This is a genomic window from Streptomyces sp. NPDC031670 (assembly GCF_055580545.1).
In genome coordinates this window covers 32,213-57,558 of record NZ_JBVILC010000011.1, presented here as the reverse complement: position 1 = coordinate 57,558, position 25,346 = coordinate 32,213, and the positions used below count along the sequence as shown (strand labels likewise).

24 protein-coding genes and 1 pseudogene are annotated in these 25,346 nt (G+C 71.8%); 15 read left to right on the top strand and 10 right to left on the bottom strand.

The genetic code is table 11. The features are described 5' to 3' along the window. Window positions 1–219 precede the first annotated feature (219 nt). The 6 genes from ACZ5ID_RS21330 (at window position 220) to ACZ5ID_RS21305 (ending at window position 5,436) form a co-directional block, all read left to right on the top strand. On the top strand, window positions 220–588 hold the full coding sequence (locus tag ACZ5ID_RS21330) for an STAS domain-containing protein (protein WP_468900150.1): 369 nt from the start codon (window positions 220–222) through the stop codon (window positions 586–588). An 80-nt stretch (window positions 589–668) separates the two neighbouring features. After that, window positions 669–1,139, top strand: coding sequence for an ATP-binding protein (locus tag ACZ5ID_RS21325; protein ID WP_468900147.1), 471 nt, complete (start codon window positions 669–671; stop codon window positions 1,137–1,139). 188 nt (window positions 1,140–1,327) lie between these two features. Next, on the top strand, window positions 1,328–1,975 hold the full coding sequence (locus ACZ5ID_RS21320) for a peptidase (RefSeq protein WP_468900144.1): 648 nt from the start codon (window positions 1,328–1,330) through the stop codon (window positions 1,973–1,975). Between the two features lie 34 nt (window positions 1,976–2,009). Further along, a complete protein-coding gene (locus ACZ5ID_RS21315; RefSeq protein ID WP_468900141.1) occupies window positions 2,010–2,900 on the top strand; it encodes a COG1470 family protein in 891 nt (296 codons plus the stop codon). Further along, the gene (locus ACZ5ID_RS21310; RefSeq protein ID WP_468900138.1) at window positions 2,897–3,949 is read left to right on the top strand and encodes a hypothetical protein; all 1,053 of its coding nucleotides are present in this window, start codon (window positions 2,897–2,899) and stop codon (window positions 3,947–3,949) included. Before ACZ5ID_RS21315 ends, ACZ5ID_RS21310 begins: the two co-directional genes overlap by 4 nt. 14 nt (window positions 3,950–3,963) lie before the next feature. Continuing rightward, a complete protein-coding gene (locus tag ACZ5ID_RS21305) occupies window positions 3,964–5,436 on the top strand; it encodes a hypothetical protein (RefSeq protein ID WP_468900135.1) in 1,473 nt (490 codons plus the stop codon). 105 nt (window positions 5,437–5,541) lie between these two features. On the opposite strand, the gene ACZ5ID_RS21300 is transcribed toward ACZ5ID_RS21305, so the two are convergent. After that, complete coding sequence (locus ACZ5ID_RS21300) at window positions 5,542–7,062, bottom strand: peptide MFS transporter (protein ID WP_468900132.1); 1,521 nt, start codon at window positions 7,060–7,062, stop codon at window positions 5,542–5,544. Between the two features lie 571 nt (window positions 7,063–7,633). On the opposite strand from ACZ5ID_RS21300, the gene ACZ5ID_RS21295 reads away from it, so the two are divergent. Together ACZ5ID_RS21295 and ACZ5ID_RS21290 are read left to right on the top strand one after the other, a co-directional pair. Further along, window positions 7,634–8,311, top strand: a complete 678-nt coding sequence (locus ACZ5ID_RS21295; protein WP_100574199.1) for a response regulator transcription factor — start codon at window positions 7,634–7,636, stop codon at window positions 8,309–8,311. A gap of 47 nt (window positions 8,312–8,358) precedes the next feature. Next, entirely contained in the window at window positions 8,359–9,627 is a 1,269-nt protein-coding gene (locus ACZ5ID_RS21290; RefSeq protein ID WP_406554594.1) for an ATP-binding protein, read from the top strand. Between the two features lie 5 nt (window positions 9,628–9,632). Here the strand turns inward: ACZ5ID_RS21290 and ACZ5ID_RS21285 are convergent, their stop codons facing one another. Then, on the bottom strand, window positions 9,633–10,148 hold the full coding sequence (locus ACZ5ID_RS21285) for a GtrA family protein (RefSeq protein WP_468900127.1): 516 nt from the start codon (window positions 10,146–10,148) through the stop codon (window positions 9,633–9,635). A 208-nt stretch (window positions 10,149–10,356) separates the two neighbouring features. On the opposite strand from ACZ5ID_RS21285, the gene ACZ5ID_RS21280 reads away from it, so the two are divergent. The 4 genes from ACZ5ID_RS21280 (at window position 10,357) to ACZ5ID_RS21265 (ending at window position 15,004) form a co-directional block, all read left to right on the top strand. Next, window positions 10,357–11,496 (top strand): 5-(carboxyamino)imidazole ribonucleotide synthase, encoded by a 1,140-nt coding sequence (locus ACZ5ID_RS21280; RefSeq protein WP_468900124.1) that lies wholly within the window; start codon window positions 10,357–10,359, stop codon window positions 11,494–11,496. Next, window positions 11,493–12,023, top strand: a complete 531-nt coding sequence (gene purE / locus ACZ5ID_RS21275) for a 5-(carboxyamino)imidazole ribonucleotide mutase (RefSeq protein WP_468900121.1) — start codon at window positions 11,493–11,495, stop codon at window positions 12,021–12,023. Before ACZ5ID_RS21280 ends, purE begins: the two co-directional genes overlap by 4 nt. Window positions 12,024–12,028: 5 nt before the next feature. Continuing rightward, window positions 12,029–13,213, top strand: a complete 1,185-nt coding sequence (locus ACZ5ID_RS21270; protein WP_468900543.1) for a dipeptidase — start codon at window positions 12,029–12,031, stop codon at window positions 13,211–13,213. Between the two features lie 621 nt (window positions 13,214–13,834). Next, window positions 13,835–15,004, top strand: a complete 1,170-nt coding sequence (locus ACZ5ID_RS21265; RefSeq protein ID WP_468900118.1) for a dipeptidase — start codon at window positions 13,835–13,837, stop codon at window positions 15,002–15,004. A gap of 119 nt (window positions 15,005–15,123) precedes the next feature. Here ACZ5ID_RS21265 and ACZ5ID_RS21260 read toward each other — a convergent pair whose 3' ends face one another. Then, entirely contained in the window at window positions 15,124–16,449 is a 1,326-nt protein-coding gene (locus ACZ5ID_RS21260; RefSeq protein ID WP_468900115.1) for a UDP-glucose dehydrogenase family protein, read from the bottom strand. 189 nt (window positions 16,450–16,638) lie between these two features. Between ACZ5ID_RS21260 and ACZ5ID_RS21255 the strand changes: the two genes are divergently transcribed. Then, window positions 16,639–17,796, top strand: coding sequence for an acyl-CoA dehydrogenase (locus ACZ5ID_RS21255; RefSeq protein ID WP_468900112.1), 1,158 nt, complete (start codon window positions 16,639–16,641; stop codon window positions 17,794–17,796). A 15-nt stretch (window positions 17,797–17,811) separates the two neighbouring features. Here the strand turns inward: ACZ5ID_RS21255 and ACZ5ID_RS21250 are convergent, their stop codons facing one another. The 6 genes and pseudogenes from ACZ5ID_RS21250 to ACZ5ID_RS21225 all read right to left on the bottom strand — a co-directional run bounded on the left by ACZ5ID_RS21250 (window position 17,812) and on the right by ACZ5ID_RS21225 (window position 22,030). Next, window positions 17,812–18,042 (bottom strand): hypothetical protein, encoded by a 231-nt coding sequence (locus tag ACZ5ID_RS21250; protein WP_468900109.1) that lies wholly within the window; start codon window positions 18,040–18,042, stop codon window positions 17,812–17,814. Next, window positions 18,034–18,225: pseudogene (locus tag ACZ5ID_RS21245) on the bottom strand (Scr1 family TA system antitoxin-like transcriptional regulator); the annotation flags it as partial. The gene ACZ5ID_RS21250 and the pseudogene ACZ5ID_RS21245, both read right to left, overlap by 9 nt. A gap of 39 nt (window positions 18,226–18,264) precedes the next feature. After that, window positions 18,265–18,789: a DUF6879 family protein gene (locus ACZ5ID_RS21240; RefSeq protein ID WP_468900106.1), complete on the bottom strand. Its 525-nt coding sequence runs from the start codon at window positions 18,787–18,789 to the stop codon at window positions 18,265–18,267. Continuing rightward, window positions 18,773–18,964 carry a hypothetical protein gene (locus ACZ5ID_RS21235; protein ID WP_468900103.1) on the bottom strand — a complete coding sequence of 64 codons (192 nt, stop codon included), beginning with the start codon at window positions 18,962–18,964 and terminating at the stop codon, window positions 18,773–18,775. The genes ACZ5ID_RS21240 and ACZ5ID_RS21235 overlap by 17 nt, the downstream gene beginning before the upstream one ends. A 249-nt stretch (window positions 18,965–19,213) precedes the next feature. Further along, window positions 19,214–20,476: an LAETG motif-containing sortase-dependent surface protein gene (locus tag ACZ5ID_RS21230; RefSeq protein ID WP_468900100.1), complete on the bottom strand. Its 1,263-nt coding sequence runs from the start codon at window positions 20,474–20,476 to the stop codon at window positions 19,214–19,216. 219 nt (window positions 20,477–20,695) lie between these two features. Continuing rightward, a complete protein-coding gene (locus ACZ5ID_RS21225; RefSeq protein ID WP_468900097.1) occupies window positions 20,696–22,030 on the bottom strand; it encodes an LCP family protein in 1,335 nt (444 codons plus the stop codon). Window positions 22,031–22,158: 128 nt separating this feature from the next. On the opposite strand from ACZ5ID_RS21225, the gene ACZ5ID_RS21220 reads away from it, so the two are divergent. Next, on the top strand, window positions 22,159–22,683 hold the full coding sequence (locus tag ACZ5ID_RS21220) for an acyl-CoA thioesterase (protein WP_406554400.1): 525 nt from the start codon (window positions 22,159–22,161) through the stop codon (window positions 22,681–22,683). A 40-nt stretch (window positions 22,684–22,723) separates the two neighbouring features. Here ACZ5ID_RS21220 and ACZ5ID_RS21215 read toward each other — a convergent pair whose 3' ends face one another. Beyond that, a complete protein-coding gene (locus tag ACZ5ID_RS21215) occupies window positions 22,724–24,187 on the bottom strand; it encodes an LCP family protein (protein WP_468900094.1) in 1,464 nt (487 codons plus the stop codon). Window positions 24,188–24,306: 119 nt separating this feature from the next. Between ACZ5ID_RS21215 and ACZ5ID_RS21210 the strand changes: the two genes are divergently transcribed. Continuing rightward, on the top strand, window positions 24,307–25,317 hold the full coding sequence (locus ACZ5ID_RS21210) for a glycosyltransferase family 2 protein (protein ID WP_468900091.1): 1,011 nt from the start codon (window positions 24,307–24,309) through the stop codon (window positions 25,315–25,317). Window positions 25,318–25,346: the final 29 nt, after the last annotated feature.

The window sequence follows — 25,346 nt, the reverse complement described above, 5'->3', positions numbered from 1 at the left end:
GGTTCGGGGCGGTGTTCGGCTTCCGGCGGCCGTAGGGAAGGCGTAGTGTTCTCGCGGAGTCCGCGTGTACGGGGTCGTGTTCGGCCACGTATGCGGAGAGGTGCGTCACTTGTGACGGGGAGCACAGGGAAAGCACTCGGAAGGACGACACGAACCACCGCCGCACCGTTTACGGTGTGGCACGGCGAACCACGGCGATCACAGCGAAGAGGGACGGGCATGGACCGCGGCACGGTCGGAAGCGCAAACGGGGGCCGTCTCAAGGTCGGCGTCCGCTCGCACGGCCGCAGTGAGATCTTCACGCCCGTGGGCGAGCTGGACCACCACACGGCGGAGCTGCTCAGCGAACCGCTGGAGAGTGCGGTCGGGGCCGGCCGCACCCGGCTGGTCGTCGACTGCGCGCAGCTGGAGTTCTGCGACTCGACCGGACTGAACGTGCTGCTCGGCGCCCGGCTCAAGGCCGAGGCGGCCGGCGGCGGGGTCCATCTGGCGGGGATGCTTCCCGTGGTGGCCCGCGTCTTCGAGATCACGGGAGCGGAAGCGGTCTTCAGCGTGCATGATTCGCTCGAAGCCGCACTGGACGACTGACCCCGCTGTTGCGGGGCAGGAGACCAGACCCAAGACGTTGGCGAACCAGGCGTTCGGTGAATCGGTGAGGTGAAGCGCTGATGAGCACCACCCGGCAGCACCAGCCGGGCGACCGCGGCCCCGAGCCGGACGGAGCTCCGGCGACGGCCTCGCGCGTCCTCGCCCTTCAGGGGGCCAGCGGCGTCGTGCCCCTGGCGCGCGACTTCACCCGTCAGGCGCTGTACGAGTGGGGCTGGCTCCCGGCCGCCACCGCCGACCGGCGGGCCGCCGCCGAGGACGTCCTGCTGGTGGTCTCCGAGCTGGTCACCAACGCCTGTCTGCACGCCGAGGGCCCCGAGCGGCTGCGCGTCGCCCTCAACTCCAAGGTGCTGCGCCTGGAGGTCACCGACCTCGGCTCCGGCCAGCCCGCGCCCCGCACCCCGCACCGCGCGGGACGGCCCGGCGGCCACGGCATGTTCATCGTCCAGCGGCTCTGTCTGGACTGGGGCGTCCAGAGGGCCCCCGGAGTGGCCGGCAAGACGGTCTGGGCGGAGCTCGCCGCGCCCGCGTAGGGCGCCCTCCTCGCCCGCGCACGTCCTCACGTGGTGCCCGTCCAGGGCACTCACGTCACTCGCGCCCGTCATCCACTGTGTTGTGTGTCTTCCCTCGACAAGGTCCCCGGCGTACCTTGACGCCCAATCTGATGTGCCGTCAGTAACGTGAACGGCCTCGGGACCGAGGGAAATTCGAGGTGTCGCAGGTGTCGTACCAGAAACGGACAGCACTCGCCCTTGCGGCTGCGGTGGCGGCCCCGGTGGTGCTGATCGCCGCCCCGGCCGCCCACGCCGACGTCGTGGACGTCAACTACAAGTGCGAGACACCGATCGGGCCCAAGAGCGCGGTGTCGCCCATCGACATCAAGGCCGTCAGAAGCGGCAGCGCCTACAAGCTGACCATGTCGTTCCAGAAGGGCGTCTCCTCCAGCCCCGTGGCGCTGGGCCCCGGGGCGATGAACCCGAGCGCCGTCGTACGGCTCGGCGGCCCCGACAAGGGCACGGTTTCGGTGTCCGGCCCCGCCAACACGGCCGAGATCCCCGCCAACAGCCCCATCAAGATCAGCGATCTGAGCGGTACGTACACACCGAAGGCGTCGGGCAAGGTCACCTTCACCCCCTCGGTCCTCACCATCAAGGCGCTGGGCACCACCACCACCTGCACCCCGGGCAACAGCCCCGGCCCCTCCCTCGCCCTGGACGTCACCGGCGCCCCCGGGGCCGCCGAGTCGCTGCCCAGGACCGGCCCGCTCGACTCGGCGCTCGCCCTCGGCACGCTCGGCGGCACGGTCCTGCTCACCGGCGCGGCCGGGGTGCTGTGGCTGACCCGGCGCGGGGCCCGCGCGCACGGCTGATCCGTCCCTACCGACGCCCGACGGGGAGCCGCTGATGCCGCCGCGCCCGATCCGCCCGGCCGTGTTCGCCGCGGCCCTGGCCCTGTCCGCCCTGTCCGCCCCAACCGTTCCCGCCGCACACGCCGCCGAGGGGGAGTGGAGCGCCGCGCCCGTCTCGGCCGGGGACGGCCGGCCGTACTTCTACCTGGAGGGCGCGCCCGGCTCCGTCCTGGAGGACCGGCTCTCGCTCACCAACCCCACCGAACGCCCGCTGACCCTGCGGCTGCGCGGGACCGCTGCCGACGGCACCGCCACCGGCGCCTGGATCACGCCGGCCGCCGCCGAGGTGCGGATCCCGCCGCGCACCCGGGCCGAGGTGCCGTTCGCCGTCACCGTCCCGGTGGGCGCGCCGCCCGGCGGCCACACGGCGGCGCTGGTCGCGTCCGGCGGCGGCCGGCAGGCGCGGGTCCCGGTCCGGGTGCGGGTGGCGGGACCGGTCCTGGCCGCGCTGACCGTCGAGGACGCACGGGTCGACCGGGGCCGCTCCCTCATCCGGTACGCCCTGGTCAACCGGGGCAACACCACGCTCGCCCCGAGCCTGGCCGTGCGCGCGGACGGGCTGTGGGGGCGGCGGCTGCGGCGCCCGGCCCGGCCGTTGCCGGTGGCGCTGCCGCCCGGTGGGCGCGCCGAGCTGACCGAACCGTGGCACCCGCCGACCCTCGACCGCGTCGAGGTGCGCCTGACGGTGACGGCGCCCGGCGCCGCCCGCGGCGAGGCGACGGCCTCGACGGCGTTCGTGCCGTGGGGGCCGGTGGCGGGCGCCGGATGCGCGGCGGCGGGCGCGGGAGCCGCGCTGTGGGTACGCCGAAGGCGCCGACGGGGAGCCGGCGCCCCCCAAGATGGCTGGCCCGCAGGAGAGTTGGCGACGACGGGAGTGGCGTCGTGAGGGGGCGTACGGCAGTGGCGGCGCTGGTCGCGGTCGTGCTGGCGGCGCTCCTGTCCGCGGTGCCCCCGGTGGTCGCGCGCGCCGACGGGGGGAAACCCGTCGTGACCCTCTCCGGACAGGAGGCGGCCAAGGGCGGCGAGATCACCGCGAGCGGCACCGGCTGGCGGCCCGGCGCGCTGCTGATGCTGCTGGTCTGCGGCCAGTCCACCCCCGGGCAGGGCGTGATCGGCGGCACCAACTCCTGCGCCAACGCCGACGGGCGCGCGGTGACCACCGACGCCAAGGGAACCTTCAGCAAGCCGCTGCCGGTGGCCGCCCCGCCCAAGCCCTGCCCCTGCGTGGTGCATGTGGCCACGGTGACGGGGGAGCCGGCCGCGGTGGATGCCGAGGTGCGGATCACGGGCCATCCGGTGGCACCGCTGCCCGAGCAGTCCGGCACCGGGCGCCTGAGCGTCCTGACCGCGCCGGAGCTCAGGGGCGGCGGCGGGATCCTCACCTGGTTCGGGGCGCCGCCCTCGCGCACGCTCGTCGTCACCGTCGGCAACCTCGGCCCGGCACCGGTCAAGGACCCGGTCTTCCAACTGGGCACCTCGCACGGCGTGTTCGCGCCGCGGTGGGAGGACCAGCGGTGGAAGGGCACCATCGCGCCCGGCGGCAAGGCCGAGGTGCGTCTGGGCTTCGAGCTGCCCGCGGGCGCGCACGGCGACTACCAGGTCCTGGTGAAGTACGGGCCGAAGGTGCTCGCCACCCAGCCCTGGGGCGTGGGCCGCCCGTGGGGCGTGACGCTCTTCTGGATTCTGCTGTGCCTGGTCGTCCCGGCGGCGGTGTTCCGTATCGGCATGGCGGTGGTGGACAGGGTCCGCCCGGGCGGGGCGGGGCACGCGCGGCCGGGGACGGCCGCCACCGCAGCGCCCCCGCCGTCCCCGCCGCCGTCCGGCGACGGCACCCCGGCCACGCGTACGGCGACGACGCCCCTGCCGTGGTTCACCCCGGACTCCGCACCGACCGAGAACCGTTCCAACACCCCCACGACGAAGGGAAATACGTGACCACGCAACGGAGGATGAGCGCGGCTGGCGTCGCGCTGATGCTCGGCGGCGCGGGGATCGTCCTGGCCGCCGGGCCCGCCCGGGCGGCAGAGGTCTCCTACGCCACCGAGTGCATCCCGCCCCCCATCTCCGGTCTGCCGCCCGTGGAGGGCACCACCAAGGTGCAGATCACCGCGCCGGCCGAGGCGAAGGTGGGCGACGAGGTCGAGGTGGTCTGGAAGACCGTCCAGGCCGCGTCGAAGAACCCCGATGTGCTCGACCTGGAGAAGGACACCGTCAAGCCGTCCGGCACCGTCGAGGTGGCGGGGGCGCAGAGCGCGGACCTGGCGGTGGAGGGGCCGCGGCAGAACCCGCCGATACCCAAGAACAGCCCGATGGTCCTGCCGGACATGAAAGGCAGGCTGAAGCTGACCAAGGCGGGCGAGGTCACGCTGACGCCGGACAAGTACACGATCAACGTGAGCAAGCCGCTGTCGACGGACACCAAGTGCTCCCCGAAGGCGGCCGTGACCGCCGGGGTGACGATCAAGGTGACGGACGGCGGGGGGACGACGACGGGCGGCACGACGGCCTCCGGCGGGACGACGGGCAGCGGCGGCACCACTTCCGGCGGGACGACCGCCTCCGGCGGGACCACCGCTTCCGGCGGGACCACCGGCTCAGGCGGTACCACCACCTCCGGCGGGACCACCACTTCCGGCGGCACCACCGCCTCGGGCGGCACCACCGCCTCGGGCGGCACCACCACCTCCGGCGGCACCACCACGTCGACAGGAGGCGGTACCGGCGGCAGCACGGGCGGCACCGCCACCGGTGGCACCGGCGGGCAGAGCGACTTCCCCGGAAAGGAAGTCGCGGTCACCTTCGCCTGCAAGTCCCCCGGCCCGGCGAGCATCAACTCCAAGGTGACGGTGAACGCCAAGAAAAACGGCGGGAGTTACGACCTCACGGTCAAGACCGCCAAGGGCGTCATGAACAGCCCGGCCCCGCTCCCGGTGGGCGCGCTGAAACCGTCCATGCAGATCACCGTGGGCGGCGCCGACAAGGGCGCGGTGACGGTGACGGGAGCGCCCAACTCCGGTCCCCTGAACGCGGGTGACCCGGTCAGCCTCTCCGACATGACCGGCAGCTACAAACCGGGCGCGAGCGGCAGGGCGACGCTCAGCCCCGGCACGCTGACGATCGATGTCACCCTGGGCGGCTCCAAGATCAACATCCCGTGCACGGTCAAGGGCACGGCACCCGTCTCCCTGGAACTCGACACCACGGCCCAGCAGGGCGGTACGTCGGGCGGTACGGGCACGTCCGGCACCACCACCGCCGGGGCCACCGGCGGCGGCGCCTCGGCGGCCGGCGGCCTCGCCCAGACCGGCGCGGACGACCACGGCGCCCTGCGCGCCCTCGGCCTCATCGCCGGGACGGCCGTCCTGCTCGGCGGCGGGGTCCTCACCTTCACCCCGTGGCGGCGGCTGCGCGGCACGCGCTGACCCGTCCGTACGCGAGGAAGGCCCGTAAGGCCCGCACGAAAGGCCGAGGGCCGCCGCACCGGAGAGGTGCGGCGGCCCTTGGCGATGAGGCGGTGGTGCGGCGGCTCAGTGCACGCCGCCCATGAGCTCCTGGACCTTCCTGCGGTACATGTAGATCGCGAGGCCCGCGACGGCGGCCATCGAGGCCTCCATCGCGATGATCCCGAGCCCGTCGAGGCTCACACCGGCCAGCGAGAGCAGACCCGTGAAGCAGTCGCCCGCGGTGACCGCGAGGAACCAGACGCCCATCATCTGGGAGGCGTACTTCTGCGGGGCCATCTTCGTGGTGACCGAGAGGCCGACCGGGGAGAGGCAGAGCTCGCCGATGGTCTGGATCATGTAGATCGAGACCAGCCACAACGGGGAGACCTTGCCGCTGTCACCCGCCATGTTCATCGGGACGATGAAGACGAAGAACGAGGCACCGATGATGACCAGGCCCATCGCGAACTTCACGATGGTGTTCGGCTCCTGGTTCTTACGGGCCAGCCACAGCCACAGCCAGGCGAAGATCGGGGCCAGCGCCATCACGAAGAGCGGGTTCAGCGACTGGTACCAGGTGGCCGAGAAGTGCAGGCCCGCCACGTTGTCGACGGTCTTGTCGTCGGCGAAGAGCGACAGGGTCGAGCCGCCCTGGTCGTAGATCATCCAGAAGACGGCGGCGGCGACGAAGAGCCAGATGTAGCCGTTCATCTTCGACTGCTCGGCCGTCGACAGGTCCTTGTCGCGCTTGATGCGGACCAGGACGGCGATCGGGATGATCAGACCGGCCAGGGTGAGCGGGACCAGCGCCCAGTTCAGCGTGTAGGCACCCACGGCCACCACGACGCCGTAGAAGACGGCGAGGGCGACGACGGCCGCGGCGGCCTTGACGAGGACGCCCTTGCGCTCGGCGGCCGACAGCGGGTTCGGGACCAGGCTGCTCCGGGGGTCCAGGTGCTTGGTGCCGAGGAGGAACTGAGCCAGGCCCAGGGCCATGCCGAGCGCGGCGAGGGCGAAGCCCAGGTGCCAGTTGTGCTCCTTGCCGACCGTGCCGATCACCAGCGGAGCCGCGAAGGCGCCGAGGTTGATGCCCATGTAGAAGACGGTGAAGCCACCGTCGCGGCGCGGGTCGTCGGCGCCGTTGTACAGGTGGCCGACCATCGTCGAGATGTTGGCCTTGAGCAGGCCGGAGCCGACGGCGACCAGGATCAGGCCGAGGAAGAACGGGGGCTGGCCGGGCAGGGCCAGGGCAAGGTGACCGCACATGATCACGGAACCGGCGATGGTGACCGTCTTGCGGGCACCCCAGACGCGGTCGCCGAACCAGCCGCCCGGCATCGCCATGAGGTAGACCATGGAGACGTAGACGGAGTAGATGGCCGTGGCCGTGGTGGCCCGCATGGCGAGGCCGCCGCCCTGGGCGCCGGTCGCCGCGTCGGCACCGCCGGAGACCAGGTAGTACACGAGAAGGGCGCGCATGCCGTAGTAGGAGAAGCGCTCCCACATCTCGGTCATGAAGAGAGTGGCCAGGCCGCGGGGGTGGCCGAAGAAGGTCTTCTCGGAACCGGTGGTGCTGGCCGAGTCCTTCGTCAGGCTGGACGCCATGGTCGATCCTTGCTTGCTCGGGACGCGCGCTTCGTGAGCGGTGATCGCGCCCGGTGGGGGGTGGCCGGCACCGGCAGGAGACCGCCCGCCCCTACGCCCGAGGGGTTCGCATCCGTGGTGACGGAGTCGAGAGGACGGACCCACCGGGATCCACGCCCGGGGCGCATCTTCGCGCCCGGGGCCCGGCCCATAGGTCATTCACTGTATTCGGAACCAGTAATTCCGGTTCCTTCGCAGAAAAGAGACCTTTGGCGCGCCAAGCAGGCCAAAGGTCCCCGAGTTAGTGCTAAAGGCGTTGAGACACCATACGACACCACACAGCCGCATATGGAAGGACTTGAGACATGGATCACAGGCGTCGCTGGAACCATCAGCACACTTTCGAAGGTGCATACCAGGATCTCATCCCAGAGCCGCAGGGGCGGACGGCCTGGAGACGATCAAGGAACGGCCAACGGACGATCAAGGAGCGATCGGGCGGCGATCAGGAACGGGCGCGCCCCCGAACCCCGTGCAACCCCTCACGGGTTCCACGGACAGCCCCTGCCGGTCGCGGACTACCATCACCCCCATGACCCGTGTACTGCTCGCCGAGGACGACGCGTCCATCTCGGAGCCGCTGGCCCGCGCACTGCGTCGGGAGGGTTACGAGGTCGAGGTCCGCGAGGACGGCCCGACCGCCCTCGACGCCGGACTCCAGGGAGGCGCCGACCTGGTCGTGCTCGACCTCGGCCTGCCCGGCATGGACGGGCTGGAGGTGGCCCGCAGGCTCCGCTCCGAGGGCCACACCGTCCCGATCCTGGTGCTGACCGCCCGCGCCGACGAGGTGGACACCGTGGTCGGCCTCGACGCCGGCGCCGACGACTACGTCACCAAGCCGTTCCGGCTGGCCGAGCTGCTGGCCCGGGTCCGGGCCCTGCTGCGGCGCGGCGCCACCGAGCCCGCCCCCCAGCCCGCCACCCACGGTGTGCGGATCGACGTCGAGTCGCACCGCGCCTGGATGGGCGACGAGGAGCTCCAGCTCACCGCCAAGGAGTTCGACCTGCTGCGGGTCCTGGTGCGCGACGCGGGCCGGGTCGTCACCCGCGACCAGCTGATGCGCGAGGTCTGGGACACCACCTGGTGGTCCTCGACCAAGACGCTCGACATGCACATCTCCTGGCTGCGCAAGAAGCTCGGCGACGACGCCGCCAACCCGCGCTACATCGCCACCGTCCGGGGCGTCGGCTTCCGCTTCGAGAAGAGCTGACGGCCGGGTACGCCGACCCCCTCCGTCACCTCCTGGGACACTGAGGCATGCGCCGCCGACTGATCAACTCCACGCTCGCCGTGGTGCTCGTGGTGATCGCCGTCTTCGGCGTCTCCCTCGTCATCGTCGAGACCAGGACGATCAGCAGCAGCGCCCAGGAGAGCGTGGACTCCGAGGCGCTGCGGCTGGTCAGCGTCATCGACAGCCGGATGCTCGCCAACGAGACGGTCAGCCCGCAGTCGCTGGCGGGCGTCGGCCCCGACCGCTACGCCCGGATCGAGATCCCCGGCCGCGCCCCCATCGAGCTCGGCACCCGGCCCGGCGGCTCGCTCATCCGCGGCAGCGCCACCGGCGCGCGCGGCGAGAACGTCCTGGTCGAGGAGTCCCGCTCCACGGTCACCCGCGAGGTCGGACGCACCCTGCTGATCATCGGCGCGGTGGCGCTGCTCGCCATCGTCTCGGCGGTGCTCCTGGCCGTACGCCAGGCCAACAAGCTGGCCTCCCCGCTCACCGACCTCGCCGAGACCGCCGAGCGGCTCGGCTCCGGCGACCCGCGCCCGCGCCACAAGCGGTACGGGGTGCACGAGCTGGACCGGGTCGCCGACGTCCTGGACTCCTCCGCCGACCGCATCGGGCGCATGCTCACCGCCGAGCGCCGGCTCGCCGCCGACGCCTCCCACCAGCTGCGCACCCCGCTCACCGCGCTCTCGATGCGGCTGGAGGAGATCGCGCTCACCGACGACCTGGACACGGTCAAGGAGGAGGCGACGATCGCGCTCACCCAGGTCGAGCGGCTCACCGACGTGGTGGAGCGGCTGCTCACCAACTCCCGCGACCCCCGCACCGGCTCGGCCGTCGTCTTCGACCTCGACGAGGTGGTCAAGCAGCAGCTGGAGGAGTGGCGCCCGGCCTACCGCAGCGCGGGCCGGGCCATCGTCCGCTCCGGCAAGCAGGGGCTGCGGGCGGTGGGCACCCCGGGGGCGGTCGCCCAGGTGCTCGCGGCGCTGATCGAGAACTCGCTGATGCACGGCGGCGGCACCGTCGCGGTGCGCACCCGGGTCACCGGCAACCAGACCGTGGTGGAGGTCACCGACCAGGGGCCCGGGGTGCCGCCCGATCTCGGGGCGCGGATCTTCGAGCGGACCATCAGCGGCCGCAACTCCACCGGCATCGGCCTCGCCGTCGCCCGTGACCTCGCCGAGGCGGACGGCGGGCGCCTGGAGATGCTCCAGCAGCAGCCCGCGGTGTTCGCCCTGTTCCTGAGCCGGGTGGCGCGCGGCCCGCGCGAGCCGGAGGCGGAGCAGACGGTCAGATGAGCGGTCTACGACCCCGAGTGGTGCCGGGCGTACGGCTGGGGGGCGTCGCCGAGAAAGGACTCGGCGGTCTCCACCGCCTCCCGGGCGGGCAGCGCCCGGAACACCCAGGTGCGGTACGACCAGAACCGGAAGACCGTGCCCAGGCCCAGGCCCACCACGTTCTTGGCGATGTTGTCGGCGACCGTCGAGGTGTAGCCGAAGCCGTAGTGCGAGAGCGCCAGGACACCGTTCTCGATCACCAGGCCGATGCCGCTGAACAGCAGGAACAGCATCAGCTCCCGGCTGCGCCGGCCGCCCTCGGTGTGCCGGTAGGTCCAGTAGCGGTTGCCCACGTAGTTGGTGCCGATGGCGACGGCGGTGGCGATCACTCCGGAGCGCACCACCGCGAGGTGGGCCACGTGCATGCACAGGTTGAAGACGATCGCGTTGACGACGAACCCGATGGCGCCCACCGCGCCGAACTTCGCGATCTCCCGGGCGAGCAGCTGCAGCCGCGTACGCAATGCGCCCCGTTCACTCATGGTGATCGCTCAGCCCCGTTCGGATCGGTTGTGGTTCTCGAAATCGGTGTCATGCCTCGCACACCGACCCGGCCATGCTAACCAGCGGCTCCGGCCCCTGCTCGTGGACGCCCGCGAATCCCGGCCACACCGGGCCCGCGGCGAACGCTCCCCGTCCCCCGGACCGGCTCCTTCCGGGGCGCCCGGGGACGGCGGATACCCTGGGGGTGTGACGTTCCCGGTAGTCGGCATGGTCGGTGGCGGTCAGCTCGCCCGTATGACCCACGAGGCGGGCATCCCCCTCGGCATCAGATTCAAGTTGCTCAGTGACACCCCCCAGGACTCGGCGGCCCAGGTGGTGAGCGAGGTCGTCGTCGGCGACTATCGCGACCTGGACACGCTGCGTGCCTTCGCGCGCGGCTGCGACGTGATCACCTTCGATCACGAGCACGTACCCACCGAGCACCTGCGGGCCCTGGAGGCGGACGGCATCCCCGTCCGGCCGGGGCCCGACGCGTTGGTGCACGCCCAGGACAAGGGGGTGATGCGCGCCAGGCTCGACGCGATGGGCGCGCCCTGCCCCCGCCACCGGCTGGTGGCGGACCCGGCCGATGTGTCGCGGTTCGCGGCGGAGGGCGACGGCTACCCCGTCATCCTCAAGACCGTGCGCGGCGGCTACGACGGCAAGGGCGTGTGGTTCGTCCGCGCCGAGGAGGACGCGGCCGACGCCTTCAAGGCGGGCGTGGACGTGCTCGCCGAGGAGAAGGTCGACTTCACCCGCGAGCTCGCCGCCAACGTGGTCCGCTCCCCGCACGGCCAGGCCGTCGCCTACCCGGTGGTGGAGTCGGTGCAGGTCGACGGCGTCTGCGACACCGTGATCGCGCCCGCCCCGGACCTCGGCGAGGAGCTGGCGGGCGAGGCCCAGCAGCTGGCCCTGCGCATCGCGGACGAGCTGGGCGTGGTCGGCCACCTCGCGGTGGAGCTCTTCGAGACCCGCGACGGGCGCATCCTCGTCAACGAGCTGGCGATGCGCCCGCACAACTCCGGCCACTGGACCCAGGACGGGGCGATCACCTCGCAGTTCGCCAACCACGTCCGGGCCGTCCTCGACCTTCCGCTGGGCGACCCGCGCCCGAGGTCGACGTGGACGGTCATGTGCAATGTGCTCGGCGGCGACTACCCGGACATGTACCACGCGTATCTGCACTGCATGGCCCGCGACCCCCAGCTCAAGATCCATATGTACGGCAAGGACGTGAAGCCCGGCCGTAAGGTCGGCCACGTCAACACCTACGGCGACGACCTCGCGGACGTGCGCGAGCGCGCCCGTCACGCGGCGGACTACCTCAGAGGAACGATCACCGAATGAGCCCCACCTCTCCCGTCATCGGCATCGTCATGGGTTCCGACTCCGACTGGCCGGTCATGGAGGCCGCCGCCCAGGCGCTGCACGAGTTCGAGATCCCGTACGAGGTCGACGTGGTCTCCGCGCACCGGATGCCGCACGAGATGATCGCGTACGGCGAGCAGGCGGCCGGCCGCGGTCTGAAGGCGGTCATCGCGGGCGCGGGCGGCGCCGCCCATCTGCCCGGCATGCTCGCCTCGGTCACCCCGCTCCCGGTGATCGGTGTCCCGGTGCCGCTGAAGTACCTGGACGGCATGGACTCGCTGCTGTCCATCGTGCAGATGCCGGCCGGGGTGCCGGTGGCCACGGTGTCGGTCGGCGGGGCCCGCAACGCGGGTCTGCTGGCCGCCCGTATGCTGGCCGCCCACGACCCCGAACTCCTCGCCCGGATGCGGGAGTTCCAGCAGGAGCTGAACGACCAGGCGACCGAGAAGGGCAGGCGCCTGCGCGCGAAGGTGGAGACCTCGGCGTCCTTCGGTTTCGGAAAGTGAGCACGGTGGACCACCTCGCCCGGGCCCGTACGCTGCTGGCCCAGCACCCCGTCGTCGACGGCCACAACGACCTGCCCTGGGCGCTGCGCAACCAGGTCCGCTACGACCTCGACCGCCGTGACGTGGGCCGGGACCAGAGCGAGCATCTGCACACCGACATCCCCCGGCTGCGGGCGGGCGGTGTCGGGGCGCAGTTCTGGTCGGTCTACGTCCGCACCGACATGGCGGGCGACGAGGCGGTCAGCGCGACCCTGGAGCAGATCGACTGCGTGGACCGGCTCATCGCGCGCTACCCCGGGGAGCTGGCGGGGGCGCTGACGGCGGACGACATGGAGAAGGCGCGGGCGGCGGGCCGTATCGCCTCGCTCAAGGGCGCGGAGGGCGGCCACTCCATCAACAACTCCCTCGCCACGCTACGGGCGTTGTACGCGCTGGGCGTCCGCTACATGACGCTCACGCACAACGACAACACCGCCTGGGCGGACTCGGCGACGGACACGCCGGGGGTCGGGGGGCTGTCCCCCTTCGGCCACGAGGTGGTCCGCGAGATGAACCGGCTCGGCATGCTGGTCGACCTCTCGCACGTGGCGGCGACGACGATGCGGGACGCGCTGTCCACGTCGACGGCGCCGGTGATCTTCTCGCACTCCTCGGCGCGGGCGGTCTGCGACCATCCGCGCAACGTGCCCGACGACGTGCTCGGGATGCTCCCCGGCAACGGCGGGGTGGCGATGGTGACCTTCGTACCGAAGTTCATCCTGCCGGCGGCGGTGGAGTGGACGGCGGCGGCCGACGAGAACCTGCGGGCGCACGGGCTGCACGCGCTGGACACCTCACCGGAGGCGATGGCGCTGCACGCCGCCTTCGAGGCGGCGCACCCGCGCCCGGTCGCGACCGTCGTGACGGTGGCGGACCACCTCGACCACATGCGGGCGGTGGCCGGGATCGACCACGTCGGGATCGGCGGGGACTTCGACGGTACGGCGTTCACCCCGTCCGGCCTGGACGACGTCGCCGGCTACCCCAACCTCATCGCCGAGCTGCTCGGCCGCGGCTGGTCGGAGGCGGATGTGGCGAAGCTGACGTGGGGGAACGCGGTGCGGGTGCTGCGGGACGCGGAGGCGGTGTCCCGCGACGAACGCACCCGCAGAGGCCCGTCCCTGGCGACCCGGGAGTCCCTGGACGGGTAGGCCCCCTTCGGGGGGTGTTCCTGGGCCGGGGGTTCGTCTGCGGCGGGCTTCTTGGGCCGGGGGTTCGTCTGCGGCCCGGTGGGGGCTGGTCGCGCAGTTCCCCGCGCCCCTCAGGTACTGCGCCGCAGCCGGGGAACCCAGCTCAGCCACGGGCATCTAGGGGCGCGGGGAACTGCGCGACCGGCCCACGACGGCCCGCAGACGACCGCCGGTTTTTGGGGGCGCGGGGAACGGCGCGAGCAACCCACCAGGACCCGCAGACGACCGCCGGTTTCTAGGGGCGCGGGGAACGGCGCGAGCAACCCACCAGGACCCGCAGACGACCGCCGGCTTCTAGGGGCGCGGGGAACGGCGCGACCGGCCCACGACGGCCCGCAGACGACCGCTGGTTTTTTTGGGGGCGCGGGGAACTGCGCGAGCAACTGACCACCGGCCCGCAGACGAACCCCCGGCCAAAAGGGGGCGCGGGGAACTGCGCGACCAGCCACACCTCACCCGCAGACGAACCCCCGGCCACCCCCCCCGCGTCCCCCGAACGCCACAGTCGTCGCGACCCCAAGCCCCACCCATGTGAGGGTGGCCGTACCGCCGCCGTCGTCGAGGTCGAACCGGGAGGCCGTCATGGCAGATCTGCAGGACGAGACCGACGCCGCCACCCCCACCGCCGGGATAGGCGCACCCGACCAACCCGTCCCGCCCCCGCCCCCGCCCCCGGGACACGACCCGGAGGCCGAGACCCCCGGCGACACCCTCGACCCGGACGTACGCGCCCGCATCCACGCCCTGCTGCGCGCCCACCCCGTGGCCGACGGGTACAACACCCTCGCCCAGGTGCTCGTGCACACCCCCTGGCACGACGTGGAGCTCGGAGAGAGTTCGCTCGACACCGACATCCCCCGGCTGCGGCACGGCGGCGTAGGGGCGCAGCTGTGGTCGCTGATGGTCCCGGCCGACTGCCCGGACCCGGTCAGCGCCACCCTGGAGCGCGTCGACCGCATCCGTACGCTCGTCGACGCCTGCCCGGAGGGGCTGCGGACGGCGCAGGCCGTCGGCGACCTGGCCGACGCCCGCAACCACGGCCGTATCGCCTCGGTCTTCGGGCCGGTGGCCGCCCACGCGCTGGGGGACTCGCTGGGCACGGTCCGGGCGTACCACGCGCTCGGCGTCCGCGCGGTCACCCTCACCGCCACGGCCGCCTGGGCCCGCGCGGGCCTGACCCGCTTCGGGCAGGAGGTCGTACGGGAGCTCAACCGGCTCGGTATGGTCATCGACCTGTCCGGCGCCGCCCCCGACACCGTCCACCACACCTTCAGCGCGGCGAAGGCCCCGGTGATCTTCACCCGTTCGGCCGCCCGCGCCCTCACCGACCACCCGCTCAACGTCACCGACGAGCTCGTGGCGGAGCTGCCCGAGAACGGCGGGGTGTGTCTGGTGAGCTTCGCCCCGGCGCAGGTCGCCCGCGCCGGACGGCCCGCGTCCGTCCAGGACGTCGCCGACCACATCGAGCATCTGCGCGGGGTCCTGGGGCAGGAGCACATCGGTCTCTCGGGCGGGTACGGCCTGCCGGAGGACGCCCCGCGCACGGTCGGCCTGGAGGACGCCTCCTGCTACCCCGTACTACTCGGCGAGCTGATCGACCGCGGCTGGGACGACACCGAACTCGCCGCGCTGACCTGGGGAAACTTCGCACGGGTCATCCGCGACGTGGACTTCGCGGCCCGCGCCGCCCAGCCCCGCCGCGGGCCCTCCACCGCGACGATCGAGGAGCTCGACCCCCCGCGCCAGGGCTAGCGGCAGGGCCGAAGCGGGGCAGGACCGATACCGGCCGGACCGATACCGGCAGGACCGGCGCCGGCGGGCCCAGAGGCCCGCACGCCCCAAAGCCCCGCACGCCCCCAAGCCTCGCACCCCTACGCCCGCGGGCGCCCCATCGCCCGGAACGTCCAGCCCGCCTCGCGCCACTTCACCGCGTCCAGCGCGTTCCGCCCGTCCAGCACGATCCGGGCGTCGGCCACCTCGCCCAGTGCCGCGGGGTCCAGCTCGCGGAACTCGCGCCACTCGGTGAGGTGGAGCACCACGTCCGCGCCCCGGACGGCATCCAGCGCCGTGTCCGCGTACCCGAGCGTGGGGAAGAGGCGGCGGGCGTTGTCCATGCCCTTGGGGTCGTAGACGGTGACCTGGCCGCCCTGGAGGTGGATCTGCCCGGCCACGTTCAGGGCCGGCGAGTCGCGTACGTCGTCGGAGTCCGGCTTGAAGGTCGCGCCCAGCACGGCGACCCGCTTGCCCAGGAAGGACCCGCCGCCGAGCGCCTCGCGCGCCATCTCGACCATCTGGCCGCGCCGGCGCATGTTGATGGAGTCGATCTCGCGCAGGAAGGTGAGCGCCTGGTCGGCGCCGAGCTCACCGGCCCGGGCCATGAACGCGCGGATGTCCTTGGGCAGGCAGCCGCCGCCGAAGCCGATCCCGGCCCGCAGGAACTTCGAGCCGATGCGCTCGTCGTGTCCGATGGCCTCGGCCAGCTTCACCACGTCGCCGTCGGCGGCCTCGCACACCTCTGCCATGGCGTTGATGAAGGAGATCTTGGTGGCGAGGAAGGAGTTCGCGGAGGTCTTCACCAGTTCGGCCGTGGGGAAGTCGGTCACCACGAAGGGGGAGCCCTCGGCGACCGGCGTCCCGTACACCTCGCGCAGCAGCTTCTCCGCGCGCTCGCTCTCCACCCCGACCACGATCCGGTCGGGGTGCAGGGTGTCGTTCACGGCGAAGCCCTCGCGCAGGAACTCGGGGTTCCAGGCCAGCTCCACGCCCTCGGGCAGCGCGGCGGCGAGCCGGGCGGCGGACCCGACCGGCACGGTCGACTTGCCCACCACCAGCGCGCCCGCGCGCAGATGCGGGGCGAGGGAGGCGAAGGCGGAGTCGACGTAGGACATGTCGCACGCGTACTCGCCGTGCTTCTGCGGGGTGTTCACGCAGACGAAGTGCACATCGCCGAAGGCGCCGACCTCCTCCCAGGAGGTGGTGAAGCGCAGCCGGCCGCTGGAGCCCTCGATCCCGGCGACGTGCCGGGCGAGCAGCTCCTCCAGGCCCGGCTCGTACATCGGCACGCGCCCCTGCGCCAGCAGCTCGATCTTCTCGGGGACCACATCGAGGCCCAGCACCTCGAACCCCAGCTCCGCCATGGCCGCGGCGTGGGTGGCCCCGAGGTATCCGGTGCCGATCACAGTGATCTTGAGGGCCATGCGGTACTCCTGGAAGGTACGGGCTTGAGGGCGCTGCCCGAGCATAGTCGGGCCCCTGCGCGGCCTGCGATCCCCCTTGATCACGGACTTCGTCCGCCTGTCGTCAAACTCACGTATGCCGTGGGCCGTACACCCCACTAAAATTGAGGTTACTTAACGGTAGTTAGCGCCCTTGGGGAGTGAGTCACCTTGGCCGGAACGGCTGATTTCGACCTGTACCGCCCGTCCGAAGAACACGACATGCTCCGTGACGCGATCCGCTCGCTCTCCGAGGCGAAGATCGCGCCGTTCGCGGCCGAGGTCGACGAGGAGGCCCGCTTCCCGCAGGAGGCGCTGGACGCCCTGGTCGCCAACGACCTGCACGCCGTGCACGTCCCCGAGGAGTACGGCGGCGCCGGCGCCGACGCGCTCGCCACCGTCATCGTGATCGAGGAGGTGGCCCGTGTCTGCGCCTCCTCCTCCCTCATCCCGGCCGTGAACAAGCTCGGCTCGCTCCCGGTGATCCTCTCCGGCTCCGAGGAGCTGAAGAAGAAGTACCTGGGCCCGCTGGCCAAGGGCGACGCGATGTTCTCGTACTGCCTCTCGGAGCCGGACGCGGGCTCGGACGCGGCGGGCATGAAGACCCGCGCGGTCCGTGACGGCGACTTCTGGGTGCTCAACGGCGTCAAGCGCTGGATCACCAACGCAGGCGTCTCGGACTACTACACGGTGATGGCCGTCACCGACCCGGAGAAGCGCTCGAAGGGCATCTCCGCGTTCGTGGTCGAGAAGTCCGACCCGGGTGTCTCCTTCGGCGCCCCGGAGAAGAAGCTCGGCATCAAGGGCTCCCCGACGCGCGAGGTCTACCTCGACAACGTCCGTATCCCCGCCGACCGCATAATCGGGGCGGAGGGCACCGGCTTCGCCACCGCCATGAAGACCCTGGACCACACCCGCATCACCATCGCGGCCCAGGCCCTCGGCATCGCGCAGGGCGCCCTCGACTACGCCAAGGGTTACGTCCAGGAGCGCAAGCAGTTCGGCAAGCCGATCGCGGAGTTCCAGGGCATCCAGTTCATGCTCGCCGACATGGCGATGAAGATCTCGGCCGCCCGCGCCCTGACCTACCAGGCCGCCGCGGCGTCCGAGCGCGGCGACGCGGATCTGACGTACCTGGGCGCGGCGGCGAAGTGCTTCGCCTCCGACGTCGCCATGGAGGCCACCACGGACGCCGTCCAGCTCCTCGGCGGCTACGGCTACACCCGCGACTACCCGGTGGAGCGCATGATGCGCGACGCCAAGATCACGCAGATTTATGAGGGCACGAACCAGGTTCAGCGGATCGTGATGGCGCGGAACCTGCCGTAGTCCGGCGCTCGCGGATCAGTGGCCGACGGCCATGGACCGCGGGCTGTGGCCGAGAACGCGAACGGCCCCCGGCCATTGCCGGGGGCCGTTCGCGTGGGCCCGGCCGGGGCAGGCGAGGTCCGGGGCGGCGCGGTTGGGACTGCACGTCACCAGGGCCAGGGAGAGGAACGAGGGGCGTTCGAGGTAGCAGCCGTGCGCTACGTCCCCGCCCCAACCGAGCCGTTCGGCGGCGGAGTTGACCCTCATCTGCGGCGGGACGATTCGCCACCGTAGGACGGGCTCCGTGATGATGAACCGCAGCAGCTTCGCGTTGTCGTAGAGGACCGTCTGGCGTTCGAGTCTCCCGCTGATCGTCCGCGTGACAGCGTCCTCACGCAGGTTGTGCCGCCGCAGAACGGCGCGGATGTACTCCGGAGTCTGCAGCAGACCGGCGCAGCGCCCGCAGCGCGGCCCCGAGCTGTGCTCTGTTCATGCCCAGTGCTCGGCCCACCATTCACTGAAAGGTTGAGCGTGCGCGAGCGCCGCGTCACGGTACCGGACGAATTCCGTCGATCGCGTTGCCGGAAGCACTTCCGACCCCAGGTACCGACCCGTTCCGTCGTAGTTCATGACAGCCACGGACTCGGAGTCGAATAGCCAGAAGTCAGGAACATCCTCCAGGGGATCGGGCTCTTGGGTGATGTCCAGGATGAAGAACTCCTCACCTCCGGCCATGTTCTTCCGGTACCCCCACCCGAGTTCGAACCTGAGATAGTCCGTGAGCGGGCGGCGCAGAATGTGCACGCGGTAGATCCGCTTCCCCTCCCTGGTGTGGGAGCGGAGCTCTTGGACCCAGTCCTCGTTGTAGTCGTCCGGCTGCGGTTCCCCGGCGAGAAACGCGCCATAGGCGTCGACATTGCCGGACTTGCTGTAGTCGTCCAGGGTCTCCAGCCGGAACGCCTCGCGCTCGAACGCTTCGAAGAGGTCGCCGAGGGTCCTAGAGGAGGTTGTCACGGACAGCCTTCCGCATCAGTTCCACCGGGATCTCGACCACGTTCTCGTGAGCCGGAATCCGCAGGCCGTGATCGGTCGGCGTCTCGCCCTGCACCAGGAAGGTTCCGCGATCCGTCGCGTAGATCGTCGGGCAGTCCTTGATGTCGCACGTGCTGACCAGCTTGGTTACCTTCATGGCCCTGGTGCCCCTCTCGCGTGCCGCTGCCGGTACCCCCGCGTGTGGCTCGATGCTCCCGAGGGCGAAGTGCGCGGGTCAAGCGATCACGGTTGCCGGAACAGGAAACCGCCTGACTCGTCCCGTGCCCGCCACTCCCGTCACCGTCAGTGCCGGAGCCTCCCGTTCGGCCCTGCTGCTGCCGCAAGCACCTCGGGCCCGTACCCATGAACCACGGATACGGGCCCGAAGCGTGCCGCAGGAGCGTGCTCAGCCCTCGGTGCGGCGGCGGCGCGTGGCCATGACCGCGCCCGCCCCGGCCAGCACCGCCGCCCCGCCCGCGAGCGCGAGCTTCGGGGTGGCGGAGGAGGAGCCGGTGGCGGCGAGCTGGCCGGTGGTGGCCGTGTTCAGCGGGGTGGTGGAGGTGCCGCCCAGCGGCTTGGTGTCCGAGGTGCTCTTGGCCGTGCCGGGCTTGGCGCCGGCCGCGAGGATCTCGAACGGGTACTTCTCCATCGGCGGCTGGGAGCCGTCGCAGGACGCGTCCCCGACGATGGCCGCGGCGAAGGCGTAGCCCTGGCCCGCCGGCGTCCTGGCGTCGAGCGTGAGGCGGAGCCTGAGGTCGGCGTGCGCGCCGGCCGCCAGGTTCTCGACCGTGCCCGCGCGGTGCAGGCTGTCCACGTCCTTCCAGCCGCCGGACGTGGCCGTGGACCACTTCAGACGCAGCAGGTCGCCCGAGACCTTGTGGTGGTCCTTGTCGGCCGCCCAGACGTAGGTGAACGGCCGCAGCCTGGCCAGGCTCTTCTGCGTACCGTTGGTGATCCGCAGCGAGAAGTCGGTGGTGGTTCCGGCGGTGAGCCGCTCCGGCAGGCCGGTGAGGACCGAGGTGAGCCGGGCGTCGGGCACGCAGACCGGGTTCTCGGCCTCCTTCTTCGCGTCCGCCAGCGCCTTGTCCGCCGCCTCCTTCGCCGCGAGCGCGGCCTTGACGGCCTCGGTGGCCCGGTGGAGCTCCCGGAACGCGGCGACCTCGGCGTCCTGCGCCTCCTTGAGCGCCGCCCGGGCCTTCTCCACCGCGGTCGCCTCGACGCCGGCCGCCTTCTCGGCGTCCTTCTTGGCGTCCGCCAGCGCCTTCTCGGCGGCGGCCCGGTCCCCGGCGGTCGCGTCGGCGGGGAGCTTGTCCAGGACGAACTGGGCGTCCGAGACGGCCTTGTCGGCGACGGCCTTGGCGGCGGTCGCGGCGCCCGCCTCCTTCTCGGCCGCCCTGGCCTTCACATGGAGGGGCGCGGTGTCGGAGGTCGCCGCGGCCACGGCCTTGCGCGCGACCTCCTCGGCGGCGACCGCGTCCTCGTACACCTTCTTCGCCGCCGCGGCGGCCTTCTCCAGCTCCGCGAGCGTCGGCTTCTTCTGCGGCTGCGGCTGCGGCTGGGTCTGCGCGGCCGGCTCGGCGTCGGCGAGCGCGGGGCCCGCCGACAGGATCACCACGGGCGCGGTCACAGCGGCGGCGACGGCCGTCGCCAGAGCACGGCGAATGTTCACTACAGCCCTTCGGAGTACGGGAGAACGCGCGAAAGCGCGAACGCCGGTGATCGTATGACCGGAACAAGCGCCGCAGTAGAGGTTTCTTCACGCCAAAAGCCCTGCCCGGCCCGCCAGTTGGGCGGGCAAAGCGGGGCAAGGGCGGGCAGTTGTGCAGTGCCCTGTGATTTCTCTGTGAGTCTTGTCGCGCCGTCGGCTCCCGAGGGACCTGATGGGACGTCAGCGCGACGCGGTCACCGTGACCTTCTGGTCGTTGTTCAGCTCGTTCACCAGCTGCTTGACCTTCCCGCTGTCCCACACCAGGGACGTCTGCGGGCCGTTGCCGGATATCGGCATGTTCATCGACGTGCCCCCGCCGCCGGTGACGCCCTTCATCGCCCAGAACATGTCGGCCAGGTCGAACAGGCTCATGTCCTTGTCGACCACCAGGGTGTCCAGGCCCGCGCCCATCACCGGGTACAGCTTGAAGGGGTTGAGCACGGTCGAGGGGGTCGCCGTCTGGCTGGCCAGGGCCGACAGGAAGCGCTGCTGGTTCTTGGTGCGCTCCAGGTCGCCCGCCGCGTAGCCGTGGCGGTTGCGGACGAACGCCAGGGCCTGCTGGCCGTCGAGGGTCTGCTTGCCCTTCTTGAAGTCGGCGCCCGAGTCCCTGTCCTTGATGTCCTGCGGGATGTCGATCTCCACGCCGCCGACCGCGTCCACGATGTCCGCGAAGCCCGCGAAGCCGATCTCGGCGTAGTGGTCGATGTGCAGTCCGGTGTTGGCCTCGATGGTGCGCACCAGCAGCTCGGGGCCGTCCATCGCGTACGCAGCGTTCAGCTTGTTGTGGCCCTTGGCCGGGAAGAGCTTGCCGGACTGGGAGCCCTTGAAGCTGGGGATCTGCACCCAGGAGTCGCGGGGCAGCGAGATCATGGTGTTCCCGTTGTCACCGGTGTGCAGGATCATCATCGAGTCGGTCCGCTTGCCCTCGGCGGAGCCGGTGTGCAGCTTCTTCTTCTCGTCCTTGGACAGTCCGTCGCGGGAGTCCGAACCGACGATGAGGTAGTTGGTGCCCTTGCCGTCACCCGGGCGCTCGATGACCTTGGAGAGGTCCACCTCACGGCGCACCTTGCCGTCGGCCCAGAAGTACGTGCCGACGCCGACGCCGACCACGGTCACCACCAGGACCAGCGAGCCGATCATGATGCGCCGCCGCCAGTTCGGCCGGGGGCGCGCGGGGGAGCTCGCGGCGCCCGGCCCGCCGCCCGGGCCGCCGGGACCCCGGCCGACGGGCCCGCCCGGGCCGCGTCCGGAGGGGGCGCCGTAGACCTGGCCGTCGCTGTAGCCGCTGTCGTACGAGGCGGGTGCGGGCACACCGTCGCCGTACCGCTGCTGTCCGTAGCCCTGGCCGTCGTCGTACGAGGGCTGCTGCGGCGGGACCGGGCGCTGCGGGCGCGCGGGCGCGGAACCCGCGGGGCGCTGCACATGGCGCATCACGCGCGGGCCCTCCGGCTGCGCGGCGGAGCTGCCGCGGCCGTAGCGCTCGCCGCGGTCGTCGTCGGACCATCCGTCGTTCATGCCGTCAAGCATGCACGGGTCCCCCGCGTGTCTGACAGGGCGGGTGGGGATCTGGGCCCGGGCTGTTGCACAGCTGATGCAATGTCCGCGCGATGAGCGCACACCTGAGCGCGCATAAGCTGGGCGGTATGACTGATCTTCCGGGCAAGCCGACCTCGGCGTCCCGTACCACCCTGAGCCACATCATGACCGCCCATGACACCAATCTCCTGGGCACGGTCCACGGCGGTGTGATCATGAAACTGGTGGACGACGCGGCGGGCGCGGTGGCCGGTCGCCACTCCGGGGGTCCGGCGGTCACGGCGTCCATGGACGAGATGGCGTTCCTGCTGCCGGTGCGGGTCGGGGACCTGGTCCATGTGAAGGCCCAGGTCAACTGGACCGGCCGGTCCTCCATGGAGGTCGGGGTACGGGTGCTGGCCGAGCGGTGGAACGAGTCCACCCCGGCGCAGCAGGTCGGCTCGGCCTATCTGGTGTTCGCCGCGGTCGACTCGGACGGGAAGCCGCGGACGGTACCGCCGGTCCTGCCGGAGACGGAGCGGGACGAGCGCCGCTACCAGGAGGCGCAGATCCGCCGTACGCACCGGCTGGCGCGGCGCCGCGCGATCCTGGAGCTCCGGGAGAAGCGGGCCGCGGAGGGCCTGGACGACTGAGTGCCGGCTGCGGTGGCCCCCGCCCCGCGGGCGTGCCCCGTCACGGGCAGACCGCCTGGTCGCCCGTCACCGTGTCGAACTCTCCCGCGCCCCTCGCCTCCGCCCGTACCGGCCGGACCGCCGTGAAGTCCGTGCCCGCCGTCACCTTCATGACGGGGCCCAGGCCCTTGACCGGGCGCAGTTCGCTGCCGGGCAGGGCCGCCGCCAGGGACCGGGCCGAGCGGTCCCAGCGCGGGTCGTACTCGACGAGCGTGCGGTGGAGGTCGCCCGGACCGCCCGCGAGCGGCTTCCCGGTCGTACGGAAGCCCGTCGCGCGCAGGGCGTCGTCCACCCGGCGGCCGAGGCCGTCCGTGCGGGTGCCGTTGTAGACCTGGACCCGGATCCGGTCCGGCGCCACCTCGACCGTCGCCCCGGGCGGCCGGCCCTTGGCGTCCTGGCCGCGTACGGCGGGCCGCGCCAGCGGCCGGTCCTCGCGCAGCTCCATGAAGAGCTTGCGGGACTTCACCGGGTCCCACTTCACCGTCGAGCCGATCCCCTTCACGGGAAAGCTCATCTGCCCGATGGGCACGGTCGCGAACTCCGACGACGCCGGGGAGAAGCCCCGCATCGTCCGCCCCAGCGACAGGATCTCCTCCGCGCCGAAGCCCTGGTCCGCCCGGACCGAGGACAGCAGCGTGGAGGCGACCTCCCGGAAGCGCACCGGGTTCATCAGCACGCCCGACCCCGTCGCCTCGTGGATCAGCGCCGCCATGAACTTCTGCTGGCGCTGCATCCGGCCCAGGTCGGCCGACCCGTCGGTGTGCCGGGAGCGTACGTACTGGAGCGCCTGGCCGCCGTCGAGGTGGTGCGTGCCCGCGGGCAGGTCGAGACCGGAGTAGGAGTCCTTCATCGGCCGGGCCGTGCAGATCCGCACCCCGCCGAGTACGTCCACCGTCTTCATGAAGCTGGTGAAGTCGACCTCCAGATAGTGGTCCATCTTCAGACCGGTCATGTGCTCCACCGTGCGCACCGTCAGCGCGGGCCCGCCCTCCGCGTACGCCGCGTTGATCTTCACGGGGTGCTGGCCGTGGTGCTCGCCGGTGTTCTGGTCGGTGTGCTCGGGGGCCTCCGCGTAGCTGTCGCGCGGGATGCTCACCACGCTCGCCCGGCTCCGGTCCGACGAGACGTGCACGATCATCATGGTGTCGGTGCAGTGGCAGGGCGCCCCGCCGAGGCGGTACTTCTCCTTCTCCTCCGGCGTGACCTTGTCCCGGCCGTCCGTGCCCACCAGCAGGATGTTGGTGCCGTGCCCCGCCTGCGGCCGGTTCTTCATGTCCTTGAACGGGTCGACCCGTCCGATCCCGCCGTCGAGCCCGGTCACCACGGCATGGCCCACCCCGCCCGCGCCCAGCACGAGGACCGAGAGGGTCGTCGCCATCCGCATGCCCCAGCGGGGCCGCTCGTCCTGCTGTCTGGCGCGGGGCGGGTCGGTACGGGGGGAGCGGGAGCGGGGCGGCGTGGGCACGGGGACCTCCGCGGGCGAAAGGGGGACAGGTGGCACGGTAGGCCCATACGATCTGCGACAACCCGCGCCGCCCCGGCCGCGCGCAACGCTGTCCCCCGTTCGCGGTAACGTGAACCACGATGAACGCCACGCACCCCGCTGTCTCCGTGATCATGCCGGTCCTCAACGAGGAGCGGCATCTGCGCAACTCGGTCCGCCACATCCTGGAACAGGAATACGACGGCGAGATGGAGGTGGTGATCGCGCTCGGCCCGTCCACGGACCGTACGGACGAGATCGCCGCCGAGCTGGTACGGGAGGACCCCCGCGTCCACACCGTCCCCAACCCCACCGGGCGTACCCCGGCGGCGCTGAACGCCGCCATCAAGGCCTCCCGCCACCCCATCGTGGTGCGCGTCGACGGCCACGGCATGCTCTCGCCGAACTACATCGCCACCGCCGTCCGCCTCCTGGAGGAGACCGGCGCGCAGAACGTCGGCGGCATCATGCACGCCGAGGGCGAGAACGCCTGGGAGGACGCGGTCGCCGCCGCCATGACCTCGAAGATCGGTGTCGGCAACGCGGCCTTCCACACCGGTGGCGCCGCGGGCCCGGCCGAGACGGTCTACCTGGGCGTCTTCCGGCGTGAGGCCCTTGAGCAGCAGGGCGGCTACAACGAGGAGTTCATCCGCGCCCAGGACTGGGAGCTGAACTTCCGCATCCGCGAGGCGGGCGGCCTCATCTGGTTCTCGCCCGAGCTGAAGGTGCAGTACCGTCCGCGCCCGAGCGTGCGCGCCCTGGCCAAGCAGTACAAGGACTACGGCCGCTGGCGCCATGTCGTCGCCCGCTACCACGAGGGCTCCATCAACCTGCGCTACCTGGCCCCGCCGGCCGCCGTCTGCGCGATCGCGGCCGGTGTCGTGGTGGGCGCGGTGCTCACCCCGGTCGGCTTCGTGATCCCGGCCGGCTACCTCCTGGCGATAGCGGCGGGCTCCCTCCCGGCGGGCAGGGGGCTGTCCCCCAAGGCCCGGCTGCAGATCCCCGTCGCGCTCGCCACCATGCACATGTCCTGGGGCTACGGCTTCCTGACCAGCCCGAAGGCGCTCGCCCGCAAGGTCATCGCGAGCCGCCGCCCGGCGGTCCGGGTCTGACGACGGGCCGTACGGAAAAGACGGGTCGT